20 protein-coding genes are annotated in these 23,288 nt (G+C 37.6%); 19 read left to right on the top strand and 1 reads right to left on the bottom strand.

Annotation, left to right across the window (positions count from 1 at the left end; translation table 11 throughout):
• The first annotated feature begins 145 nt into the window (after positions 1-145).
• The 19 genes from CYK55_RS12865 (at position 146) to CYK55_RS12780 (ending at position 21,373) form a co-directional block, all read left to right on the top strand.
• On the top strand, positions 146-1,087 hold the full coding sequence (locus CYK55_RS12865; protein ID WP_034688663.1) for an ABC transporter ATP-binding protein: 942 nt from the start codon (positions 146-148) through the stop codon (positions 1,085-1,087).
• The gene (locus CYK55_RS12860; protein WP_034688661.1) at positions 1,080-1,850 is read left to right on the top strand and encodes an ABC transporter permease; all 771 of its coding nucleotides are present in this window, start codon (positions 1,080-1,082) and stop codon (positions 1,848-1,850) included. The genes CYK55_RS12865 and CYK55_RS12860 overlap by 8 nt, the downstream gene beginning before the upstream one ends.
• Positions 1,851-2,287: 437 nt before the next feature.
• Positions 2,288-3,253: a tRNA dihydrouridine synthase gene (locus CYK55_RS12855; protein ID WP_126134390.1), complete on the top strand. Its 966-nt coding sequence runs from the start codon at positions 2,288-2,290 to the stop codon at positions 3,251-3,253.
• Between the two features lie 343 nt (positions 3,254-3,596).
• Positions 3,597-5,087 (top strand): phytoene desaturase family protein, encoded by a 1,491-nt coding sequence (locus CYK55_RS12850; RefSeq protein ID WP_034688658.1) that lies wholly within the window; start codon positions 3,597-3,599, stop codon positions 5,085-5,087.
• A complete protein-coding gene (locus CYK55_RS12845) occupies positions 5,074-5,970 on the top strand; it encodes a phytoene/squalene synthase family protein (protein ID WP_034688657.1) in 897 nt (298 codons plus the stop codon). The genes CYK55_RS12850 and CYK55_RS12845 overlap by 14 nt, the downstream gene beginning before the upstream one ends.
• A gap of 364 nt (positions 5,971-6,334) precedes the next feature.
• Positions 6,335-7,225 carry an Rgg/GadR/MutR family transcriptional regulator gene (locus CYK55_RS12840; RefSeq protein ID WP_126134389.1) on the top strand — a complete coding sequence of 297 codons (891 nt, stop codon included), beginning with the start codon at positions 6,335-6,337 and terminating at the stop codon, positions 7,223-7,225.
• A 141-nt stretch (positions 7,226-7,366) separates the two neighbouring features.
• Positions 7,367-7,660: a WXG100 family type VII secretion target gene (locus CYK55_RS12835; protein WP_034688655.1), complete on the top strand. Its 294-nt coding sequence runs from the start codon at positions 7,367-7,369 to the stop codon at positions 7,658-7,660.
• Positions 7,661-7,912: 252 nt separating this feature from the next.
• The gene (esaA, locus tag CYK55_RS12830) at positions 7,913-11,299 is read left to right on the top strand and encodes a type VII secretion protein EsaA (RefSeq protein ID WP_126134388.1); all 3,387 of its coding nucleotides are present in this window, start codon (positions 7,913-7,915) and stop codon (positions 11,297-11,299) included.
• Between the two features lie 13 nt (positions 11,300-11,312).
• Positions 11,313-11,798, top strand: coding sequence for a hypothetical protein (locus tag CYK55_RS12825; RefSeq protein WP_034688653.1), 486 nt, complete (start codon positions 11,313-11,315; stop codon positions 11,796-11,798).
• A gap of 13 nt (positions 11,799-11,811) precedes the next feature.
• On the top strand, positions 11,812-12,087 hold the full coding sequence (locus CYK55_RS12820) for a hypothetical protein (protein ID WP_034688652.1): 276 nt from the start codon (positions 11,812-11,814) through the stop codon (positions 12,085-12,087).
• Positions 12,084-13,256: a type VII secretion protein EssB gene (essB, locus tag CYK55_RS12815; RefSeq protein WP_034688651.1), complete on the top strand. Its 1,173-nt coding sequence runs from the start codon at positions 12,084-12,086 to the stop codon at positions 13,254-13,256. Before CYK55_RS12820 ends, essB begins: the two co-directional genes overlap by 4 nt.
• Positions 13,243-17,652: a type VII secretion protein EssC gene (essC, locus tag CYK55_RS12810; RefSeq protein WP_126134387.1), complete on the top strand. Its 4,410-nt coding sequence runs from the start codon at positions 13,243-13,245 to the stop codon at positions 17,650-17,652. Before essB ends, essC begins: the two co-directional genes overlap by 14 nt.
• A complete protein-coding gene (locus tag CYK55_RS12805) occupies positions 17,649-18,050 on the top strand; it encodes a DUF4176 domain-containing protein (RefSeq protein WP_034688649.1) in 402 nt (133 codons plus the stop codon). The genes essC and CYK55_RS12805 overlap by 4 nt, the downstream gene beginning before the upstream one ends.
• Positions 18,051-18,061: 11 nt before the next feature.
• Entirely contained in the window at positions 18,062-18,316 is a 255-nt protein-coding gene (locus CYK55_RS12800; RefSeq protein ID WP_034688647.1) for a hypothetical protein, read from the top strand.
• A 9-nt stretch (positions 18,317-18,325) separates the two neighbouring features.
• On the top strand, positions 18,326-18,676 hold the full coding sequence (locus tag CYK55_RS12795) for a hypothetical protein (protein ID WP_034688645.1): 351 nt from the start codon (positions 18,326-18,328) through the stop codon (positions 18,674-18,676).
• The gene (locus CYK55_RS14025) at positions 18,667-19,386 is read left to right on the top strand and encodes a hypothetical protein (RefSeq protein ID WP_318036149.1); all 720 of its coding nucleotides are present in this window, start codon (positions 18,667-18,669) and stop codon (positions 19,384-19,386) included. Before CYK55_RS12795 ends, CYK55_RS14025 begins: the two co-directional genes overlap by 10 nt.
• Before the next feature lie 15 nt (positions 19,387-19,401).
• Positions 19,402-19,971 carry a hypothetical protein gene (locus tag CYK55_RS14020; protein ID WP_318036148.1) on the top strand — a complete coding sequence of 190 codons (570 nt, stop codon included), beginning with the start codon at positions 19,402-19,404 and terminating at the stop codon, positions 19,969-19,971.
• 222 nt (positions 19,972-20,193) lie between these two features.
• Positions 20,194-21,048, top strand: a complete 855-nt coding sequence (locus CYK55_RS13555) for a DUF4176 domain-containing protein (RefSeq protein WP_164546253.1) — start codon at positions 20,194-20,196, stop codon at positions 21,046-21,048.
• Positions 21,041-21,373, top strand: coding sequence for a DUF4176 domain-containing protein (locus CYK55_RS12780; protein ID WP_034688679.1), 333 nt, complete (start codon positions 21,041-21,043; stop codon positions 21,371-21,373). The genes CYK55_RS13555 and CYK55_RS12780 overlap by 8 nt, the downstream gene beginning before the upstream one ends.
• Before the next feature lie 170 nt (positions 21,374-21,543).
• Here CYK55_RS12780 and CYK55_RS12775 read toward each other — a convergent pair whose 3' ends face one another.
• Complete coding sequence (locus CYK55_RS12775) at positions 21,544-23,151, bottom strand: SWIM zinc finger family protein (protein ID WP_034688641.1); 1,608 nt, start codon at positions 23,149-23,151, stop codon at positions 21,544-21,546.
• Between the last annotated feature and the right edge of the window lie 137 nt (positions 23,152-23,288).

Genomic DNA, 23,288 nt, shown 5'->3' with positions numbered 1-23,288 from the left:
AAACCACAGAGACGACAGAATTATTTTCTGGAAGGACTTGTGGTTTTTTCATTTTCGTCTTACTGCATGGAGCTTAACGGCTTTCTCACAACCTCTTTACATGCTAAAATAGTAAATCAGACAAAATAAGGAGAGTTAGTAAAAAATGACATATGCTCTTGAGATAAATGAGTTAAGAAAAATATATGGGACAGGTGTGGAAGCACTCCGAGGCATCGATCTGACAGTTGAAGAAGGAGATTTTTATGCATTATTGGGACCAAATGGTGCAGGTAAATCAACAACGATCGGGATCATCACTTCATTAGTGAATAAGACATCGGGAAAAGTGAAAGTATTTGGCTATGATCTGGATACAGATTTAGTACGAGCAAAACAACAAATCGGCTTAGTGCCCCAAGAATTCAACTTCAATCCGTTTGAAACGGTGCAACAAATCGTCGTGAATCAGGCGGGTTACTATGGTGTATCTCGTAATGAAGCATTGAAACGTAGCGAAAAATACCTTAAACAATCTAATTTGTGGGAGAAACGCAATGTTCGTGCGCGGATGCTTTCAGGTGGGATGAAACGACGATTGATGATTGCCCGTGCATTGATGCATGAACCCAAATTATTGATTCTAGATGAACCCACAGCGGGTGTCGATATTGAGTTAAGACGAGAAATGTGGGAATTTCTACGTGAATTGAATAATGCAGGAACAACGATCATTTTGACGACTCATTATTTGGAAGAAGCAGAAATGCTTTGTCGAAATATTGGAATCATCCAATCGGGTGAATTGATTGAGAATACCTCTATGAAAGCCTTGCTTTCCAAATTACAATTTGAAACGTTTATCTTTGACTTAGCACCTTATGATAAAAAGCCAGAGATCATTGGCTATACAAGTATCTTAGAAGATGAACGCACACTTGCGGTTGAAGTGGAGCGTGATCAAGGAGTGAATGGGATCTTTGAACAGTTAAGTGCGCAAGGGATCAAAGTCTTGTCTATGCGCAATAAATCCAATCGCTTAGAAGAACTTTTCTTGAAAATTACGGAAGAAACTTATCATATGGAGGCAACGAAGAAAAATGTTTAATCTTTATTTTACTGCATTAAAAAGTTTAGCAATCAAAGAAACCAATCGCTATATGCGTATCTGGGTACAAACGCTAGTACCACCAGTGATCACTACGTCTTTGTATTTTATCATTTTTGGGAAAATGATCGGGGGACGGATCGGTGATATGGGTGGTTTCTCCTACATGGAATTTATTGTTCCAGGATTGATCATGATGTCCGCCATCACAAGCTCTTATTCAAATGTTTCTTCTTCATTCTTTTCACAAAAATTCCAAAAGAATATCGAAGAGATTTTAGTTGCCCCTGTACCAACACATGTTATCATCTGGGGATTTGTGATCGGTGGGTTGGGACGGAGTGTCTTGGTCGGCGCATTAGTCACAATGATTTCTCTATTTTTTGTACCATTACATGTCTATTCATGGACAATTGTTGTGTTGACGCTATTGATGACAGCCATCTTATTCTCTCTTGCCGGGCTGATCAATGGAATTTTCGCTCAATCTTATGATGACGTGTCCATTGTACCAACGTTTGTGTTACAACCTTTGACTTATCTTGGTGGGGTGTTTTATTCAATTTCGATGTTACCACCGGTTTGGCAAGCCATCTCAAAAGTAAATCCAATTGTTTATATGATCTCAAGTTTCCGTTATGGTTTCTTAGGCACCACCGATGTGCCAATATTCATTTCGATTGCGATCCTTGTACTGTTCATTGTAGTGCTTTATTCAACGTGTTGGTACTTGATCAATAAAGGTAGGGGATTAAGAAGTTAAACGAACGAGGCAAGCTAACTCCTTCAATAGTAAGGTGAAATTGAAAAAATATGAGAAGCTATTTTCCCAATTTCCGCCTTACTATTCGGAGCTGACCGGCTTTCTCATAACCTAGATAGCCGATGTTCAAAAAGATGACCTTCAACATTAAGCTAAAAAATTGCCAAATATGAGAAGCTATTTTCCAATTTTCGATCTTACTGTTCAGGTCAAAACGCTTTTTTCACAACCTATGATAAACGGTGTTCAAGGAGCAACACTTCGAACATAAGCCAGGAAAATCAAAAATGAAACAACCATTTTCGATTTTCCTGGCTTACGCCTTAGCGCTGATTGCTCCTTTCACAACCTCTACTTTGCTTCTTTTTCTTTTTCCTTGTATAATGGCAACAATGTTTTTGATGGAACTTTGTATATAGCGAAATGGAGTGTACTTGATGAAGAATAATTTTTGGGCTGAACTACCTACGCCCTTTTTTATATTAGCACCGATGGAAGATGTGACAGATGTGGTTTTTCGCCATGTTGTCCAAAAAGCTGGCGCGCCGGATGTGTTTTTCACCGAATTTACTAATTCAGATAGTTTTTGTCATCCAGATGGCAAAGAAAGTGTCAAAGGACGTTTGACATTTACTGAAGATGAACAACCGATGGTGGCACATATCTGGGGAGATAAACCGGAATTTTTCAGAGAGATGAGTATTCAACTAGCAGAGATGGGTTTTAAAGGAATAGACCTCAATATGGGTTGTCCGGTACCGAATGTGGCAGAACGTGGAAAAGGTAGTGGCTTGATCCTACGTCCTGAGGTTGCGGCAGAATTGATCGAAGCTGCAAAAGCTGGAGGGTTACCGGTAAGTGTGAAAACACGTATTGGCTACACAGAGCAAGCTGAAATGGTTGGTTGGATCAGTCATTTACTAAAGCAAGATATCGCGAATCTTTCTGTTCATTTACGTACACGCAAAGAAATGAGTAAAGTTGCAGCACATTGGGAACTAATTCCTGAAGTCGTTGCCTTGCGTGAACAAATTGCCCCACAAACGAAGTTGACGATCAATGGTGACATCCCTGACCGCCAAACAGGGCTTGAATTAGCGGCAAAATATGGTGTAGATGGCATCATGATCGGCCGAGGTATTTTTAAAAATCCATTTGCCTTTGAAAAAGAACCAAGAGAGCATTCAGCAGAAGAACTTATTGACTTACTGCGTTTGCAACTAGATTTACAAGACCACTATGCAAAGGAGATCCCACGTTCGATCACAGGCTTACATCGTTTCTTCAAAATCTACGTCAAAGGATTTCCAGGAGCTAACGATTTGCGTGTGCAATTGATGAACACGAAATCCACTGATGAAGTTCGTGCACGATTAGATGAATTTCAACATAAAACTGAATAAACAGTTGAGATTGTGACAAAAGTAATCAGTCAAAAAAAGCTGTGACATCTAAAAAATATGAAAATATTTTCGGATGTCATGGCTTTTTTTTGACTGAATTGGCTTTTGAAGGCTATTTATTCAGTTTTAACTGACAATGGCTATCTAGATTGTATATTTCACGCGTAAATAATACTGAGTGAAAAATGATAAAAAATAAATTAAAAACAAAGAAAAATGAAGAAAATTTAATGTAACGTATGTTATTTGAGCGTTTTATTTTATGACATCACAAATTTAATGATATCCTAAAATTTATCAGATGATAAAAATTTATAGAACAAGAATTGAGTAGGTGGATGTCATGAAAAAAGTCATTGTAACAGGTGCAGGAGTTGCGGGTTTATGTGCAGCTGTACGCTTGCAAAAATTAGGCTATGAAGTAACATTGTACGAAAAAGAAAGTGGCCCTGGCGGCAAGATGAATCAAATCAAAAAAGATGGGTTCACGTTTGATGTGGGGCCAACGATCGTGATGATGCCTGAAATCTATCGCGAAGTATTTGAATTTTGTGGGAAAGATCCGGATGACTACATTCCGATGGAAAAAGTCGATCCTATGTTGAAACTCTATTTCAATAAAGAAGAACCAATCGAATTTTCAAATGATCTCATTGAATTGACCAAAACGCTCGAAGCGATTTCCCAAGAAGATGCGCAAGGCTATTATGCGTTTCTAGCGGATATCTACAAGCGTTATCACATAGCCAAAGAAGCATTTATTACTAAATCCTTTCGTGGTTTTTGGGATTTCTATAATCCTAAATCACTATGGGCAGGGATTCGTCTAAGAACCTTTAGTGATGCGTATTCATCGATTGCTAAATTTGTTAAAGATGAACGTTTGCGAAAATCATTGGCGTTCCAAACCTTATACATCGGTGTTTCCCCATATCAAGGTCCATCGTTATACACGATTATCCCGATGATCGAACTTTTATATGGCGTTCATTTTATCAAAGGAGGTATGTATACTTTAGCAACCTCACTAGCTAACTTATTAGAAGAATTAGGTGGAACGATCCATTATAATACACCCGTTGATGAATTGATCATTGAAGATAAAGTGGCAAAAGGTGTTCGAATCGGACAAGAACGAATAGAAGCAGATGCGGTCGTTTGTGGTGCTGATTTTCCTTATGCAATGAAAGAGTTGATTCCTGATGAAAAGAATCGTGGGAAATATACGGATAAGAAAATCGATAAGATGGAATACTCTTGTTCTTGTTTCTTACTATATTTAGGTCTAGATAAAAAATATCCGGGGGATTATCTCCACAGCATCTATTTTGCAGATGACTTCAAACGAAATGTGGATGATTTATTTGAAGATGGTCGTTTACCGGAAGATCCATCCTTTTATCTATACCGTCCTACGATCATGGATGAATCATTAGCCCCAGAAAACCATGAAGGATTATATGTATTAGTACCAGTTCCAGAACTTTCAAAATACGAAGATTGGTCAGAAGCGAAAGTCCAAGAATATCGTCAAAAAGTATTGACATTATTAAAAGAAAAGACAGACTTTACTGATATTGAAGAGCATATCGTTTCAGAAAGTTTTTATACACCAAAAGACTTTGAACAACATTTCAATGCCTATAATGGTGCAACATTTGGGTTGAAACCAACTTTAAAACAAAGTAACTATTATCGACCTCATAATAAATTTGCTTCTGCTGAGAATCTTTATTTCTGTGGTAGCAGTACACATCCCGGAGCTGGTGTACCAATCGTGATGCAAAGTGCTAAGCTTGCGGTAGAGGAGTTGGTTAAAGATGACAAAAACTAATCAGGAACTGTTTGAAAAACACGCAGACGATTTTGCCTATTGTGAAACTGTGATAAAAAAATATTCAAAATCGTTTTACGCAGCGTTTTCTCAACTTCCTGAAGAAAAAGCAAAAAGTGTCTATGCCATTTATGCTTTTTGTCGCTTGGCAGATGATACAGTTGACTTAGCGCATAGTGAGGAAGAATTGTTGGCACTAAAACACCAACTAGATGCTTTCTCCATGGGTAAAATTCCTGATGAACCAATTTGGCGTGCCTTGTCAGTTGTTTTTTCCGTTTATCCCATGAACTTGTCTCCGTTCTACGACATGATCGCAGGTCAAAAGCAAGATTTAGTCTTTACACAGCCAGAAACATTGGCTGACTTAGAAGACTATTGTTACTATGTCGCAGGTAGTGTCGGCTTGATGTTGTTACCTTTATTATCTGACCAAGCAGAAAAAATCCAGTCACAGGCAAAAAGACTGGGTGAAGCGATGCAACTCACTAACATTTTACGAGATATCGGTGAAGATAATAAAATGGGACGAATTTATTTACCAAAGGAAATGATGCGTGCCCATGGTGTGACTGAAACCATGTTGCAAGCAGATAAACCTGCGAAGCCATTGATTGATCTATGGGAAGCGGTAGCTAATGAAGCAGAGAAAAAATATGAAACTTCTTTTACGATGCTGCCGTTTATTGACCGAAATTGTCAACTCGCATTAACTGCTGCTGCAACGATCTATAGGGAGCAATTAAGCGTAATCAGAGAAAATAACTATTTAATGTTAGATCGTAAAAACTATGTCAGTCAGATAAGAAAAATCCAACTGCTAAGAAAAGCCAAAAAATATGTAGAAACTCTAATAAATAGTCCACAACAATCAACATTATAATTGGTATGATCGCATTGATAATCTGATGCATCAGAAAACGGAATGAGCACTCGCGGAAAGTACCGTTGCGAGTGCTCATTCTTTTTTTATCATGACATTTTGAACAAAAAATATACTGTTTATTCCATCATTATCGCTCTTATAAATAACATCAATGTTTTTCTGTTCTGTTTTTTTGTATTTATTAGTAAAGTCTTTATGTTTAAAAACAATAGTTATTATAAATGAATGTAATATTCAAACGAGAATGATGGTAAGATTATAATAAACGGGGATTTTTAGCTTTATCAAATTTCAATCATAGAAGCTCTTTCTATAAAATCTTTGAGTTCAAGATTCAGTGAAAGAGGTCAGGAGTGAAAAAATGGAAGTATGGGAGATCGTTGAATTTGTCAGAAAGCAAAAAGGAATAACGATTGCAGAACTTTGTGGGGAGGAAGCTAGTCGCTCTGTTTATAAACGTTTTATTCAAAATAAAGCAGATACGACAGTCAGTAAGTTGACTTATTTTTTGAAAAAACTAAATTTGGACTATGATGAATTGCAGTTATTTAATTTTCCAAATGATTTATCCGAGGTCAATCGCTTGATGCAAGAATCGGTAGTCGCTTTTGAAAAGAAAGATAGTTTAGAATTACATAGTATTATCATGTTGTATGAAACAGAAGAACCTAATTCTCAAAGAGAACGTCATCTAATCAGTCTTTGTCGCTTGATGATCGCTCAATTAAAAGAGGAAAAAATCGATGTGCTATCTTCAGAGGTTTATCAGTATTTAATGAAGGCACAAACATGGACTCGCTACGAAATTTTTTTGTTTACTAATTGTATATATGCGTTCCATCCTAAATTTATCGATTTGATTTTAGAAAAGTCGTTTCTTAGGTTGGCGATCTACGAAGAAAACCGCAGTGGGCAAAGTGAGACATTTCGCATGTTGGCGAATGGCCTCATTCTATTTATTAAAAATCAGGATCTCCGCCTGGTTTGGAAATATGGGGCGAAGTTAGAAGAGTATTTCCTTGAAGAAGAACTATACTATGAGCGTAACTTGCAATTGTTTTTACAAGGCGTCTGGTATGTGATCAAAGGTAATAAGAAAGGGAAGTATCACGTGAAAAACGCTCTAGCAGTCAGTTGCTACTTGGATTCAAAGCAACAATATCAAAAAAAATACGAATTGTTACGCTTCGTGGAGCAGGCGTACCATGTTGATTTTGAACTCAAGAATGAGTTTCCCCCCGCTAGTAATTGAATGCTATCTTAAAATAACTAATCTTATACGAAAAGAATTGTGCGTATACGACGAAGATCAACCTTATTCGGCGTATTTTATTTTGACCAGTTGAAAATCAAGTATGATAAACTAGTCAAAAAAATTTTAGGAGGTACAAAAATGGCAGGAGTAATTGCAGTCACCCCCGAACAACTGAAGTCACAAGCACAGGTTTATTCACAGGCAGCCTCTCAGATCCAAGAGGCGATCCGTAAAGTAAATGCAATGAACCAACAAATCAGTCAACAGTGGAAAGGACAAGCATTTCAAGCTTATTTGGAACAATACCACCAGTTAGAAGGTAATGTTCGTCAAATGGAAGAGCTTCTTGAGAGCATCAATCAGCAGTTGAACAAGTATGCTGATACGGTTGCAGAACGCGATCGTCAAGATGCAGGTTCGTTTGGATTTTAACTTGATGTTCAAACAGAAGTCACTTTGCTAGATTTTCTTAAACGAATCACATGTGCAACAATACACAATGTACAACAGAGCATCTCAGCTATAGCCTAAAAAGAGGAAATGACAGAAGTGCACATCGCCATGATATAAGCGTCAAAATCCGAAATCAGCTAGCTATTTTTGGATTTTGATGCTTATTTTGAAAGGTAGAAATACAGACAAGTCACTTCTGACCCCATGCTCTTTTAGAAGGAGGAGAACAACTTGAAAAACCATTTGAAGCAAAAGCAGCCATTTATCCTTGCGGTCATCGCAAGTTTATCTTTGCTTCTTTTCTTTGCTTATATTGGCTTTAAAGAAAAGAGTATCATCACGAGCACCGCCAGCCCGACGACAAAAATGCAATATGTTTTGGTCAATGAGGATCGAGGAGCAGATTTCGAAGGTCAGCAGTACTTGTTAGGAACCGATTTTGTGACACTGATCAATAAAGATACTGCCAATCGTTGGGAAACGACTACGCGTAATATTGCAACAGCAGGACTAGAGAACGGCCAATTCGATGCAAAAATCATTATTCCCCAAGATTTTTCGGAAAAACTATTATCTTTACAAAGTATCAATCCAGAAAAAGCGATCATCGAATACCAAGTTCGAGATGGTCAAAATGAGATAACTAACCAAACGATCGAAGAACAAGTGAATCAGATTTTAACAAACTTCAATCAGCGTGTTGTGCAGATGTATTTCTCTAGTATTGTAGGAAATCTCTCTGAAGCGCAGCAAAACGTGAATAAAATGACGAATACACATAGCAATTACCAGCAAAATCTAGAAAATAGTATCTATCAGCCATTCCAAAATATTCCAGACAACTATGCGAGTGTATTAGAATCAACTAGTGTTTTAGATACAACAAATAGTGCATTCAAGGCACAACAACAGGCCTTTGTTGATTCGGTACAATCTCTTTTGGAGCGCAATAATACAAGTTTAGAAGAGACTCACAAAGAGACAGAAGATGTTCAGGCGACAATTGTTGATTATACAAAAGAAGCGAATGAAAAAATCACTGAAGCGATCGATCAATTCAATCAACAAGTCATCTTACAAAAAAATCAATTAACCACTCAGTTGGAGAACGCAACAGTTGATTATAGAAATCAATACGACTTGTTCAACGATGTGATTTTAGCTCAATTTAGTAACTTTTATACACCAAATGAACAAAATAGTTTCGGTATTTATTGGGATTTCTTGACTCAGGCAACGGCGTTTCAAACCAATCAACAAACCCGCATCGAAGAGATCCAACAACAAATTACTGAGTTGGAGAATCAAGTAGAACAGCTAGAACGCTTAAAAGGTCAAATTGCCAATGCGTATTATAATGATCCGACAAGTAAACCTGCAACTGCGACAGAAGTTCAAGTGAAAAATGCGATTATCAAATTGATGACAAATCAAAGTAATGAACCCAAATTAGATGGGACGTACGAATCAGTTATCGATGAGACATTGCCCCAGATCTCGGTGGATAGTTTAGCTCAATTATTAGTTGAATTACAAAATCAAGCAGTGATCAGTCAGGATCAGGCCACGATTTTCAATGATGAGCTAGCGATCGTTACACGCTATGCCCATGATTTTGACCGACCAATCGGAAGTGAAGCTTCGTTTGCTTATCTTGATCCGAAAGCACAACATGACGTAATGATTTCTTTACCCACCACCAATCAACAGCTGTCAATTGAGTTAAATCAAGCTACGTTCCTCTCGATACAAGCAGAAGAAGAGCAGCAAGGAATGCTCTTTTTTAATCCAACATATGATTTTAAAGAAATGGAAACCCAATTGAATCAGTTACTAGCCCCCTACAACTATGAAACAGCAATCCGAGTAGATACAAATCATTCATTCACAATCGTACAACCTTGGACGATTGAACCGGAGGAGGAAACGGAAGAGACATACCAGCGTATAGAATATCCTTCGCTACCAGATAAATTGAACTTTGAAGTAAGCATTCCTTTAAAGTGGCAGTTGACTCCAGAACAACAAACTACTTCATACAATCAGGTGTTTTACACATGGATGATCAATGAACGCGTACAACCAATGAGGGAATTCTCGGTATATCTTCCAATGGATCAGCCATTGATTGATGATGTGCCACAAATATTGGAACAGTTTCAACTATTAAGTACGACTGCGCAACAAATCGTTACGCTATTTGGTGCACCGCACCATTCTATAACGATACCCGGATATCGACAAATGATCGATCAACCAGAAAATGCAGGGAGATCCCTTATTGAATTAGCTGATTCTCGTTCGATCTACTGGCTATATAACAATCTTCAGGAAAGTGACAAACCTTCGATGATCAGTGAACAACTGTATCAGGAATACAAAAAAACAGGAGATCAGTTGTATAGCGATACCGAGAATCAAATCATTGCATTACAAGCAGTCATTGGTTCTCCAGGGACTAGAGAACCTGAAGAACTAAAACCAACCTTGTACGGTACCTTGCAACTAATGACATTACCACAAACATTTATGGAAGAAGCGGACAAATTAAACCACTGGTTCGTCTCTGCGAATCAACAAATCCATGCAGTATACGACAGTTGGCAGCAAACGACACAAACAGAAGCGGAATCCGTCATCTCAAAAGAAAATCCACATCCTAAAGAAAATGAATACGCTCTGATTGAAGCTCAAACAGCCAGTCTGATCGAAACGATGCAAGGATTGATGGTAAGTTCAAAAGCAGCAGCTGAAGTTACCGGTCAATCTGCGGCAGAAGTAGTTGATATCACACCTACGATCGATCAGCTAAAAGAATCGACCATCGAAGTACAAGAGAATGCCACCACTATTTTAAGTAATCTAAGTACCTCTCTTGATGAATCGGCACAGACTGTTTCTGAAAATCAAATGTATGCCGAATCATTTAGTCAAGTCCTTTCGAATACAAGGAGTGGAGGGGGCGACAATTCACATGTCTTTAATTTCTTAGCAAGTCCAATTTTAGGACAAGGAAGCTTTGGCCAAACAAGACAAAGCTCATTGACTCCTTACTATGTGACATTGATCGGTGGTTTTATGATTCTGTTAGTATCCTTTCAATTATCTAGCGTGATGAAAAGACGTGTAGTGACTTCTGTCGATTTGTTAGTCACACCGAACCGTATATGGAAAAACGTACCTAATATGGTGGCGGTACTCAGTGTAACGTTAGTTCTTTCACTTATTTACAGCGTTTTAACGACCACCGTATCAGGAGCCGCGCATTCTTTTGTTTGGTTCGTTTATGCATTTTTAGTCTTTGCTAGTGGTCAATTAATTCTTTTAGGGTTCATGCGTCAATTCAAAAAAATCACGTTGTATTTATGTGGTGGGATTTTTGGCTTGTTCTTCATGTTGACTCCTTTGTTGGGCGTAGCAATCAAAAATGACTCGTTGACAGAATGGCTCTATCGTCTGTCACCTTTACAGAATATTCAAAACGGGTTTAATGTGCTGATGAATGAGGGGGTCATCGGTCGGGGAAGTTATCTAATGCTCGTTTTCTTCCTGATATTTGGAGTGATACTGAATTTTATTGTCCGACCAGAAGAGAAAAAAGAACGGTCAAATGAATGAACGGAGGTATAAAATGGTTCAGAAAAAAATTGGGGGGCTTTTCTTTTTGTTGGTAGTTTTACTATTTTTAAGTCACCCGAATGACACAGTTTTTGCAAGTACACTCACTATCAATAACCATGTGATCTATCAAGAAAGGGAAGGCGTCGAAGATCATGGAACAACATTTATAGTGCACGATTTATTTTTAGAAGATAAAACAAAATTAGACCAAGAACATGTCCAACAACAAAGACAACAGATTTCTACTGCTCAGAACCTCGTCTTTGTGTCGGAAGCAACGCCACAGCCACAGGTCTTTGAGCAGACAATTACACCCAAATTATTCAAAGAAGGGCAAATGTCTGTAGGACATCAGTCGTCAGCTACACCAAATCACACAGCGATCCAGGGAAGAATTGTTTTGTGGAGCTTACTTCTACTAGGAAGTATATTACTGACTATTGGAGGCAATTATCTTGGTAAAAAGTTTTCACAGCAGAAATACAAAAATGATTAAAGGACTGTTGTAGTTGGATAGAAATCAAGCAATTGGGATAAGTTTACAAGTCAAAGAAGAAATCATTGACTTACAGATCCCGACCCAAGTAACGATTACACGATTAAAAGAATTATTAAAGAAATCTTTCATACAAAATGGTTCTTCTCTGCCAGATGTGTTCGACTTAGTGGTATTGAATAAACCGATCCGCTTAAAGGAAGAGGCATATGTGGCAGATTATCCATTAAGTGAAGGCGATCATTTACTGATCGATGAATCTCAACAAAAATCGGAGGAGCGAACGTGACCCACATAAAAGATATTTCTGAAACGATCATGATTGAGACAACAACTGATGCTGTCAAAGTGACACTTAATGCTAAGCAATACCAACTCGATCGTTTAGAACAGTATCAACTATTCTTAACACAGAAAAAGCACTTGCTCTCTGGACAGATCGTAGAATCTTCAGAGGAAAAACTCGTCATTCAATACCAGAAAAGTAAACAAATCTATTCTTTGCAAGAGTATCTTAAACGAACAGAACTTTTTCAACGATTATTACTTGCACAAAAAATCAATTTCTTATCCGAGTTTTTGAGTAGCCCAATCCAGCCATTCATCCATCCAGCCAATCTATTTCTATTTGGAGAAGAAATCATCGTAGCACATAGAGGTTTTGCGCATTCAATTATTCCTTATGAAATAACCGAAGAAGAATTTTTGAAGCAATATCGTGCATTGATCCTGACACTTTTACATCCTAAGTTCGATTATGAGCAACTGATTGAAGGAAATGGCACATTGAAGGACGAGTTTTCTAAACGAATCCAAAGAGCAAACACTGTCGCAGAAATCAACCGCATGATTGGCGAACAAGTCGTACAGCAGAAAACGAAACGTGCATCAGAAATTCGAATGGTGAACAAAAGAAGCTATTTTATGTTTAAGTGGGGCACGCTTTTATTAAGTATTTCAACAATAGGTTTAGCGCTTACAACAGGTATCTATGCGTTTGATAAACTTCCCGCACAAGAACGGATCAGTTCTGCTGAAACGCAATATATTGCTAATAATTATGCCGGTGTTTTGACCACATTAAAAGAGGATAAACCCGAAGATCTCCCTTCGGGTGCTCAATATGTCGCTGCAGTCAGCGCGGTACAGCTGGATAATTTGTCGAATGAGCAAAAGACGGCAATCTTAAATAACATTTCCCAAAAATCAAATGAGAATACTTTGCTTTACTGGATCTATATTGGACGGGGGAATTTTGAACGATCATTAGATATCGCACAAAACCTCGGCGATCATCAATACATTTTACATGCCTACACCAAATTATACGACGCGACGCGAGCAAACAACAAGATGAGTGGACAGAAGAAGCAAGAGTTATTAACAAGTTATGAGGAAGAAATCAATAAGTACTTAGAAATCTTAGAAAGCGAGACGGATAGTAATGAAGCAAACTAAGCCAATTTCAATGACTGATCAAATCCAACATTCCGTTTCAGTTCTTTATGATCTTTTTTACTTTGGTTCGACGTTTATTCATAAACAAATCACAGAAAAAAACAATCAAGTAATACTGGATGATCGAACACTTTCCTGTGAAGACGGACAGCTTTTTTGGGGAGGAGAATTAGTCAAGGATGAAAAGTTTCTCCTCGTTCATCATGAAAATTTGAAAACGGTAATCGTCAATAAGCCAAGGGAAAGCGTCTATCTATCAAATGCAAAAGACTCGGCGATCCGTATTGATTCGGATGCGTTGATTTTTATTGATCGTAATAGTACTGATGACTATCAAATAAAAATCTATCCTAGTAAGGCCAAGATTTATTACAATCACCAACGTGTAGAAAAAGGTGTATTTCCATTTTCTGTAGGCGATCAATTGATCATTGATTATCTGATGATTGAGATGCGTGAGAAACAATTAAAGATCTCAGAGTTAAAAAATCAGCTACATTTGGACCCCTGGCAGTTGCTCGAAGAACCCTACATTCCCGAGTATCCAGAAAATTTCCCAGCATTTAGGCGTAGTCCAAGAATCCATTTAAAAGAACCAAAAGAAAAAATAGAGATCCAATCACCTAAGCAGAAATCTAATGAAGGAAAGAATGAGTGGTTGAAAACCATCGTTCCACCATTAGGTATGGTCGTTTTGAGCGGTGCTACAAGTTTTTTGAGCGGGGGCAATCCAGTTATGTTGATTAGTATGGGAGGCGCTAGTTTACTTACAACAGGTTTTTCTGTGTCGAGTTACTTTACAAACAAAAAAGAAAGCAACAGAAAAAATCATATGAGAGAAGAGCATTTCCATCAGTATATGATTAAAAAAAAGTCAGAGCTTACTGTCTTACAGCAAACACAAAAAGCAGCATTAGAATATATGAATCCTTCACTGGATGAATTAGCATTGATGGCTAAAGATTATCATGCGAGGATTTATGAACGCATGACAGTGAACGAAGATTTTTTGACTGTCCGCTTAGGAATCGGCGAAATCAATGCTAGTTTTCAAACAAACTTCCAGCCGATAGAAGAGGATGAACTGAGTAATGAAGCGTTTGAGCATCTTCATAGTCCCTACAAACAACTTGGAGATGCCCCGATCATCGTTTCACTTTTGAAACAGACGGTTGGCTTAGCAGGAACATCTAGTATTTTACAAACAGCATTACAACTCCTATTATTTCAGTTATGTGTGTTGCATTCTTATCGAGACGTCGAATTCATTACACTGATCCCGTCGGAAGAGTACGAACAACATTGGCGAGAATGGCGTTGGTTACCTCATAATAAAATTCGTTCTTTAAATCTAAGAGGAATGGTACATACCCCCAAAAGTCGAGACATGATTTTGAATTCTTTTTATCAAATAGTGGCAAAAAGAAAACAACAAGTCCGTGAAGCTGAAAATGAAAAGGTACACTTTCAGCCACAGTATGTTTTTTCGATTTTGGATGAAAGTTGGTTGGCAGGTCATGGATTGAACGAGTTTTTAGCCGAAAACTTAGGAGACTATGGAATCACGGTCATTTGGGGAAAAGAAACGTTGAATATGTTGCCAGAAACAACGACTACTTTAATTGAATATCAAAGCAATAAAGCAGCAACGTTGATCAATCAGAACAATGAATATGTGAACCAGCGTTTTATTCCCAATCATTTGCCGACAACCTATCCAATCGAAAAAGCCATTCGGCGTTTGGCGAATCTTCATCATGTAGAAGTAGAGAAAAATGCCGCATCTGACAGCTTGAGTCTATTGGATCAATATGAGGTCAAGACAATTGAAGAACTAGCGATTTCAAATCGCTGGTCTACTGCGGAACCTAATAAATCGATTCGTTCATTAATTGGTTGGCGTGGAAAAAAAGATTTAGTTTATTGGGATCTACATGAACGAGTCCATGGACCACACGCCTTAGTTGGTGGTACGACTGGTTCAGGGAAATCTGAATTTTTAACGACTTACTTGATCGGCTTAGCAATCAATTTTTCGCCAGAAGATATCGGCATGTTGATTATTGACTGGAAAGGTGGCGGAATAGCCAATACCTTAGATCATTTGCCCCATTTTATGGGTGCAATCACTAATTTGGATGGTGCTGGAACTGCACGAGCCTTAGCGAGCATCAAAGCAGAGCTAGCGAAACGTCAAAGAGAGTTTGCCAAATATGGTGTAAATAATATCAACGGCTACATGACCTTGTATAAACAAAGAAAGACCCCAAAACCAGACGTTGTTTATCCGCAAAAACCTTTGCCCCATTTGATTTTAGTTTCGGATGAATTTGCGGAGCTTAAAGCCAATGTTCCAGAATTCTTAGATGAGCTCACTTCTGTTGCCCGAATCGGACGTTCATTAGGTGTCCATTTGATTTTAGCCACCCAAAAACCTTCTGGGGTAGTCAATGATCAGATCGAAGCCAATAGTACGAGTAAAATTGCCTTGAAAATGGCGAGTGTCCAAGACTCGAATGAGTTACTCAAAACGCCAGATGCCGCACAAATCACGAATCCTGGACGAGGCTATTTGAAAGTTGGCGAAAATGAGGTGTATGAATTATTTCAAAGTGGCTATGCGGGGGTTCCATATGATCCAGAACATTTGATTAAAGAAGTGATCGATGAACGGGTATGCAAAATCAATGAATTGGGCCAGTTAGAATTGCTCTATGATCCAGATATCGAAATCATTCAAGGAAAAGATACACGAGATTTGCCGACACAATTAGAAGCAGTGATTGATAAGATCAAGACAATCTTTACCGATTCTACCTACAAATTGCCGGATAAGCCGTGGCTACCGAACTTAGATAAGCAGATTATGGCGCCAAAAATAAAACAGTCAGAAGTTCGTAATCTAGCTATCCCATTTGGTTGTTTAGATATTCCTTCTGAACAAAAACAAATGAATTATACCTTCAATCTCGAAGAAGCGAGTCACACATTGATCGTAGCTAGTCCAGGCTATGGGAAGTCGACAGTGTTGCAAACTCTTGTAATGAACCTTGCCCGTCAAAACACCCCTGCAACGATTCAGTTTCATTTAATCGATTTTGGGAATAATGGTTTATTAGTACTCAGGGAATTACCCCATATTGCGGATATAGCGACTTTGGAAGAAGATGAAAAACTGCAAAAAATGCTTGATCGCATCGAAAAATTATTGGCAGAGCGCAAAAAATTGTTCAAGCAAGCTGGTGTCGCGTATCTAACGCAATACGAAACAAGAACAAGAGAAAAATTACCGATCTTAGGAATCATTCTTGATAGTTATGATGGCCTGAGCTTGGAAGATAAGCGCAAAGATAGAATCGATGAAGTACTTCTTCAACTACTAAGAGATGGTACCAGTTTGGGTATCTTTCTTGTGATGACTGCGAATCGTGCAGGAAGTATTCGGACGAACATGATGAGCAATATTGCCACTAAGATAACGCTATATTTAAACGATGAAAATGAAATAAACATGGTCATGGGCAGAAATGCTTTGTCACCTGAAGCAATCAATGGGCGCGGACAAGTCTTACTTTCTACGCCAACTACCATTCAGTTTTATCTGCCGATTAATGGGCAAAATGATGCTGAACTACTCCAAAATCTGGAAGAAGAAATTATAGAAATCAATCAAGCATGGACAGGCGAACGCCCAGATAAAATTCCAATGGTACCAGAAAACCTAACGCAAAAAAGTTTTGCTGCTTACCTTGAACAAGACGACCACACACTGTATTTGGGATTAAACAAAGCCACTTCTTCAGTAGAATCATTTGACTTGTTCCAGCGCATGAGATTAGGGATCTTTTTCAAATCCAATAAGCAACTTCGTGCGATGATGCCTTGGCTGCTTCAACAAATTTGTCAAGAAAGACCAGAAGAAGTGGTGTTGATCGATGCAAATGGAACACTCGAAACAGCAAAGCCGAAAGTTTCACTATATTTGGACCGTTCATGTCTTAGTGAAAAAGCAACAGCCCTAAAAGAGGCTTTAGAAGCTCTCTTAACAAATGAAACTGGCAAGAGAATCATCATTATCAATGGTATCGCAGACTTGGTCGATAAATTAACATTGAACCCTGAGGAAGTCACTGCTCTGCTAAGTGGAGGAAACGAGCATTTACAGTTTGTTTTTCTTGATCATATGACGAAGGTGGGTAATACCTTTGGCGGAATCACTATGTTTGTAAAAGAAAATATCGACCATATTTTATTTGGTGGAAGCTTACAAAATCAATTATTTATTGAAAATCTTTCTTATCAAGAAAAAAACGCAAGAGTTGCTAAAAACGTCCTACACAGTTTGAAGGATGAACAATGGGAAGTTTTGGTGTTTCCTACGGAGGAAGAAGCATGAGAGAAGAAATGATCACACCGTTTTTGCCATTAGGCAGTATCTTAAGTCTAGTAGGAACAGAGGATGACCAACTGCTCTATTTTGTCGTTGCTCGTGCCATCGCTAAAAATGAAGAAGAAAAAGTGATAGCGAGATATCGAGTAGCCCCCCATCCGTTTGGCGATGTGCCAAGCCAAGAAGTCTTTTCTATCCATGCGGATCAAATCACAGAAGTGCTTTTTGAAGGCTTTCAAAACCAAGACGATGAAGAATTTTTAGACGATTTGTTGAGGCAACTTAGGGATTCGTCAACTAGACCACTACTCGTGCAAGAGGAGCAACCTGTACCGATTGTAGAAACCATAAAAATTAATGAAGAAGAGACATTAAAAGAAGACCCATTCTATCAATTCAGATAAGGAGAAAAAAGATGCCGAAAATCGCTTCTCAGGAATCAACTGCAACAGCAGTCGTATCAGGAATAAAAAATGTATCTGTTAGTAGTAGCAAGCCAAGTTCTTTAAGCAAGAGCACGATCAGCAGTATGAAAACAGGTGTAGAGGTCAGCAACAAGCTACTCAATGATATTTCAATTCTAGTCACTTGTGTCAATGAACAGGCAAACAAATTCCCCCAGCTTGCTCAAGCAATCGCAGTCAGAGACAGTCAAACAAGATTCAAGTAAGGAGTCAGTATGGAAAAGAAAGAGTTACTCGCTGAATATGATCGTAAAATCAGCAACAATGAACAACGATTGGAGCGTCTGAGTAAAGAAAAACAGCAGTTAAAACAATGTATGTATTATTTAGAGATGGATATGCGAAAAAGCTTTCGAGAAATCCAACAATTCACAGAAGAATTAGTATCCCAAGGAAGCCAAGTTGCTCGTTGGGAGCAAAATGAGAATGAAGGGAAATCAACTTACTTCACGCAGTTGGTAGAAAACCAACAGCACCAACTAGATCAAGAATACTTAAAAGGTGTAATCAAACTTGAAGAAGAACGTACGGAACTTCAGAAAGAAAGGAATAAACGATGGGACTAATTTATTCAGCCACAGAGTCTTCTAATTTAATGAGCAATCTGACCACTAATTTATCGCTTGCTCGTACAACGATCACCCAACTACGAGCAGGTAGTCAACAAGTTGTTCACGCGGTTGATGGCAAAAAACTCTCAGGAGCTGCTTATCAAGCTGGGAAAGGGCTGTTTTCTGAGTTGATCATTCCTACGATCCATCGGGTAAACACTGCGGTACAAGGGATTCAGTCAGACTTGAATCTATACTCTTCCGCGCATCAAATGATTGCCAGTGAAGGATACTTGGATGAAGAGAATTTAAGCGGACAGATTCGTGCCAAAACATTCGCTAAACAATCAATCGATAACCACGCGCAGACGATTAGGCAGATCGCCAATACAAGCATATTACCAGGTATCACAGAAATGCTCAGTGATTTTCATCGAAACTTGATGCGAATGGCGGACAGCCTGCAAGAAGATATCTACAAGTTGCAACGCAAACAACACAAACTGCATGCCTTTAACTTCCAAACCAGTGGACTGTTCAATAACAGTCTACTGGAATTGAAACTCGCCATGCAAAGCGTATTAGTCTTGAACCAAACAACCATCAAGGCAGACGGTAGTTATGTATTGCCGAAAGGAGTGGATGGGAGTTGGTTTGAGAAGTACAAACCAAACGGAAAAGCTTTGTCGGAAGAATCTTCAAATAATGCCTACTTAGAAATGTAAGCGGAGATCGAAAAATTGGTCCAACCCCTGAAAGATGGGAAAACCGATGCAGTCAAGCGGTTCGAAATGTTGATCAAAAATTATCCGGGTGCATTAGTCAACAAATTGGCATCCAACGATGAATTTTTGATGCTTGCTAATCATCTACCATCAGGTATGAAAAATAAATTATTTAGCGGTCTTGCAAAATACGAAATGTTCGGTAAAGCCGTTGCCCAAGGGAAATGGATTCCTAAAATCGATACGCTAGGCAAGGCCTATCAAAATTTCACTAAATTTACGTCCCCTGTAAAAACCTACGTCAGCGAAGCCTTGAAGAAATCTCAATTTGTGCAAGGAGCTAAAAATTGGGGTGTTGCCAAAGGATTAGGAACGGCAGGCCAAGTAGCTACTTACGCGCAATTAGGCATCACTTTCACCGCCAATGCGGTGAATGAATATGGAAAAATAGGAAGTGTTGGCAAAGGAATAATAGGTGGTGGAATAGAGATGGTGAAGAGTATTGGACCGTTAGAGGGAATGACATTACTATCAGGATTAGGCCCATTAGGTATAGGAGCGGGCTTCCCTTGGTGGTATCAATAAATATGCTCAATACATGAATCCAGATGCATATGAAAATATTAAAGATGGCTTGTATAAATTGTATGATAAAACAGACATTATAGGAGATATATCGAAAAAAATAGAACAAAGCGTTAAAACAGTAAAGTATGTTTATAAGGATATACAACAAGTAGGTAAATCCATAGGAAAGGCACTATCTTCGGTGAAAATTCCAAAGATTAGTTTTTGGTGATAGAGAGTATGAAAAATCTGTTCAATGCATCATTTGAACAAAGTATTAAGTTGTTGGATGACCAATTAATAATATATATGATTGAGAAAGGAGATCCTAAATCACTTCGGAGTAGACCAATATTAAATACTTTTTTTTCAATAGTAATATTTAGCATTATTTATCTTATATCTAGACTGTTTTATCATCAAGATCCTAATAGTCCAGTGGGAAGAGCTGAAATCAACTTCTTCCCATCTTGGTTAGTGGATATTTTTTTATTTTTATGGTTACTATGTATCATTTTCATCAAAAGATTTATTTATAAGGAAATTAGTCAAGTTGTTTTTCTTCTAAATGCGAATAATCTATTGATAATAATGTTGTTAAGTGCAAACTTATTGTGTATTACATTTTTTCTTAAACCATTGACTCTAATAGGATTGACAGTGTTACTAGGATTAGTATTACTAGTTAGTTGTGTCATCTTTATAAATAAGAAGCGTTCAATTGAGTATGTTTTGTATGGAACAGGTAGAAAGAAAGCTATGTTGGCTATGTTAGTAGAGAAAGCAATAAAATATGGCTGGATAGTTGTCATTGTCGTCATGGTATGGAAGATCGTATTTCCGGATAGTGATGAGGTCCGAACAGATTTTGTTGGATTTATCAGTACTTTAGGTCTATGGATAGCTATGAATATCGTTATGATTTTCGGAGAAGCCTATCTATTCTTCCCGTATCTATTACACGGTTATTATAAACACAAATACTCAGAAGAATACCGTAATTTTGAAGGGAAAATACAATTAGAATGGTATGGAGAGAAATATTTTAACAAACATATCAAAGGAACTGACAAGGAGGAAATATATGATGAATGAGGGTAAAAAGTTATTATCATTAGGAAGTGTCGTGTTGCTTGAGGAAGGTTTACAAAAATTAGTCATCGTTGGAAGAGGTGCCGTATATACAGATCAACAGTCGAAAAAAGATACATTTGCAGACTATATGGCAGTACTTTATCCCTCAGGATTAAATCCTGAGACCACGATTTTTTTTGATCATAAAAATATCGATAAAGTTGTTTTTGAAGGATATAGTGATGAAGAAGAAGTGAGATTTTTAGAGATTTATAGCAAGTGGGAGACTGACGTGAAGCAAGCAACCAGTAAACCAGCCAAATCAATTCCGATTGGATTTGATTGACAGGTGAGATATCATGTTATTTAAAAGTGTTTGAAATGCTTTTTCTTTTTAGGAAAATATAGGAAATGGACAAATTTGTAATCGTCTATTCAAAAAAGCCGAATCAACGGCATTGCTTGTTGATTCGGCTTTTTGAAGTACGGACTGTGAATAGGGTCGCTACGGCTACATTATTTATACGTTTTTTCTAATTTTCTCAATTCTTCTAGCATCGCTTTTCTGCGTGGGTATTTTTCTTTTAGTTCTTTGATCAGTAATTGAACAGAGATGGTGCTACTAGGGAGGGTGGCCATTTCAGCGATCAACAAAGCCATTTTATGATAACGTAAACGTGTAGTCGTCTCAGCAGCCATCCGCCGTAATTCGTATTCATATTTTTGAAGAAGTGCTTCTGGAAATTGCTTTCTCAAGAAAGAAAAATAGCGACTTGCTTCTTCCAGTCCAGGTGACTTGAGGACATAATCCAACAATAAATCATAACGTCTTTCTTTTGAATAAAACAATCCAACGTCTGTACGATATTTTAATTTTTCAAATAAGTTTTCACGTACCTCTTCCCACTGATCAATCGAATATGTTTTTTTCAATTGATGGATCAAATTCATATCAACGGTCTCTCCCTCTAATAGAAGATGCAAGACTTGTTCCGCATACAGCTCTTTTTCCCCTAGTTTATGATAAAGATTTTTTAATGCATAGCGATGCAAGGTGACCATATCAGAAGAGTGTTGATCTAATACAATACTTTCATTCAAAACAGTGATTGCTTCTTCATATGCTTTCTTTTGTATCAGATAGTCAATATATTGTGAACGTATAGTTGGAGATTGCCAGCTTTCGCGTGCACGTTGATGAATTTGATTGTCTGTATAATTCAAATTTTCCATTTGGCGAATGGATAGAAGTCGTTTGTTTTTATAGTTTAAGTGTCCGTTATTTTCAGATGTTTGATCAAGTTTTTGCTGATCCTGATCAGAGAACTGTTCGGGGAATTCTTCATGTAAAATTTGTTGGATATAAAAACTAGATTGGCTTGCGTTATTTATTTTAGCCAAAAGTTTAGAATATATTCGTTGTTTTTCTTGCTCAGATGCATGTCTAAGTAATTTTTTCCATAGAGAGTAACATTGATGCATGATAAGGCTGATATCATTTTCTACATTATGTACCTTTGCTAAGTCAAAGTGTTCAACTATTCTGTTCATTAATTCGAATGCATGAAGGATCTGATTTTTTGCGATGGATGTATCAATAAGACTGTTTAAAAATTCAGACAGTTCTTTATTGATGTTTTGAAGTGTACGATCATGAATATTGCTTCCAGAATAATGGGTATGTTTTTCTAAAATAACAATCATTTTATCGTAATCGTCCATATTATTGATTGTAGTATGTTCTTGGAATCGTTGAGCTAGTTCTTGGTTCTCTTTTAAAAGAATTAAGAGAAAGTCTTGAATATCTTGTTCATTTGCATAAGAAATCAACTTAACCAGTTCATTTGCTTTTCTCTGCTCTTTTTCCTGTTCATATTTGAACAAGGTAGCCACGACATGAGGACAATGACCTGTGTCTTCGTGGGAGCAACTGCAAGACAGACCATAGAATTGGTCGTCGTCTGTTAACTGGATAAGTATGTCATACTCCTTCTTGTTTTCTTCTGTGACTTTTGCGATGATTTTTTCTTTTGTAAACAAACATCCATGAACACGTTTTTCAATAAACATTTCGTAGCCATGATCTAAATCAGATTCCCAAAAATCGTTTTTCCAATCTTTCATAAAATTTCCTCCTTTAGTTATCTTCATAGTTTGATTTTACCGAATAAATAAAAAGAAAACAGCAATTTTTTTCCAGTACGAAGATTATTTAATCTATTATAAAAGTAATAATAATATAAAACTGTTATTTTAATTTT

The sequence above is a fragment of the Enterococcus mundtii genome (genome assembly GCF_003957375.1).
GTDB classification, from domain to species: domain Bacteria; phylum Bacillota; class Bacilli; order Lactobacillales; family Enterococcaceae; genus Enterococcus_B; species Enterococcus_B spodopteracolus.
The sequence above is the reverse complement of the archived record's forward strand: the minus strand, read 5'-3'. Positions and strand labels throughout refer to the sequence as shown.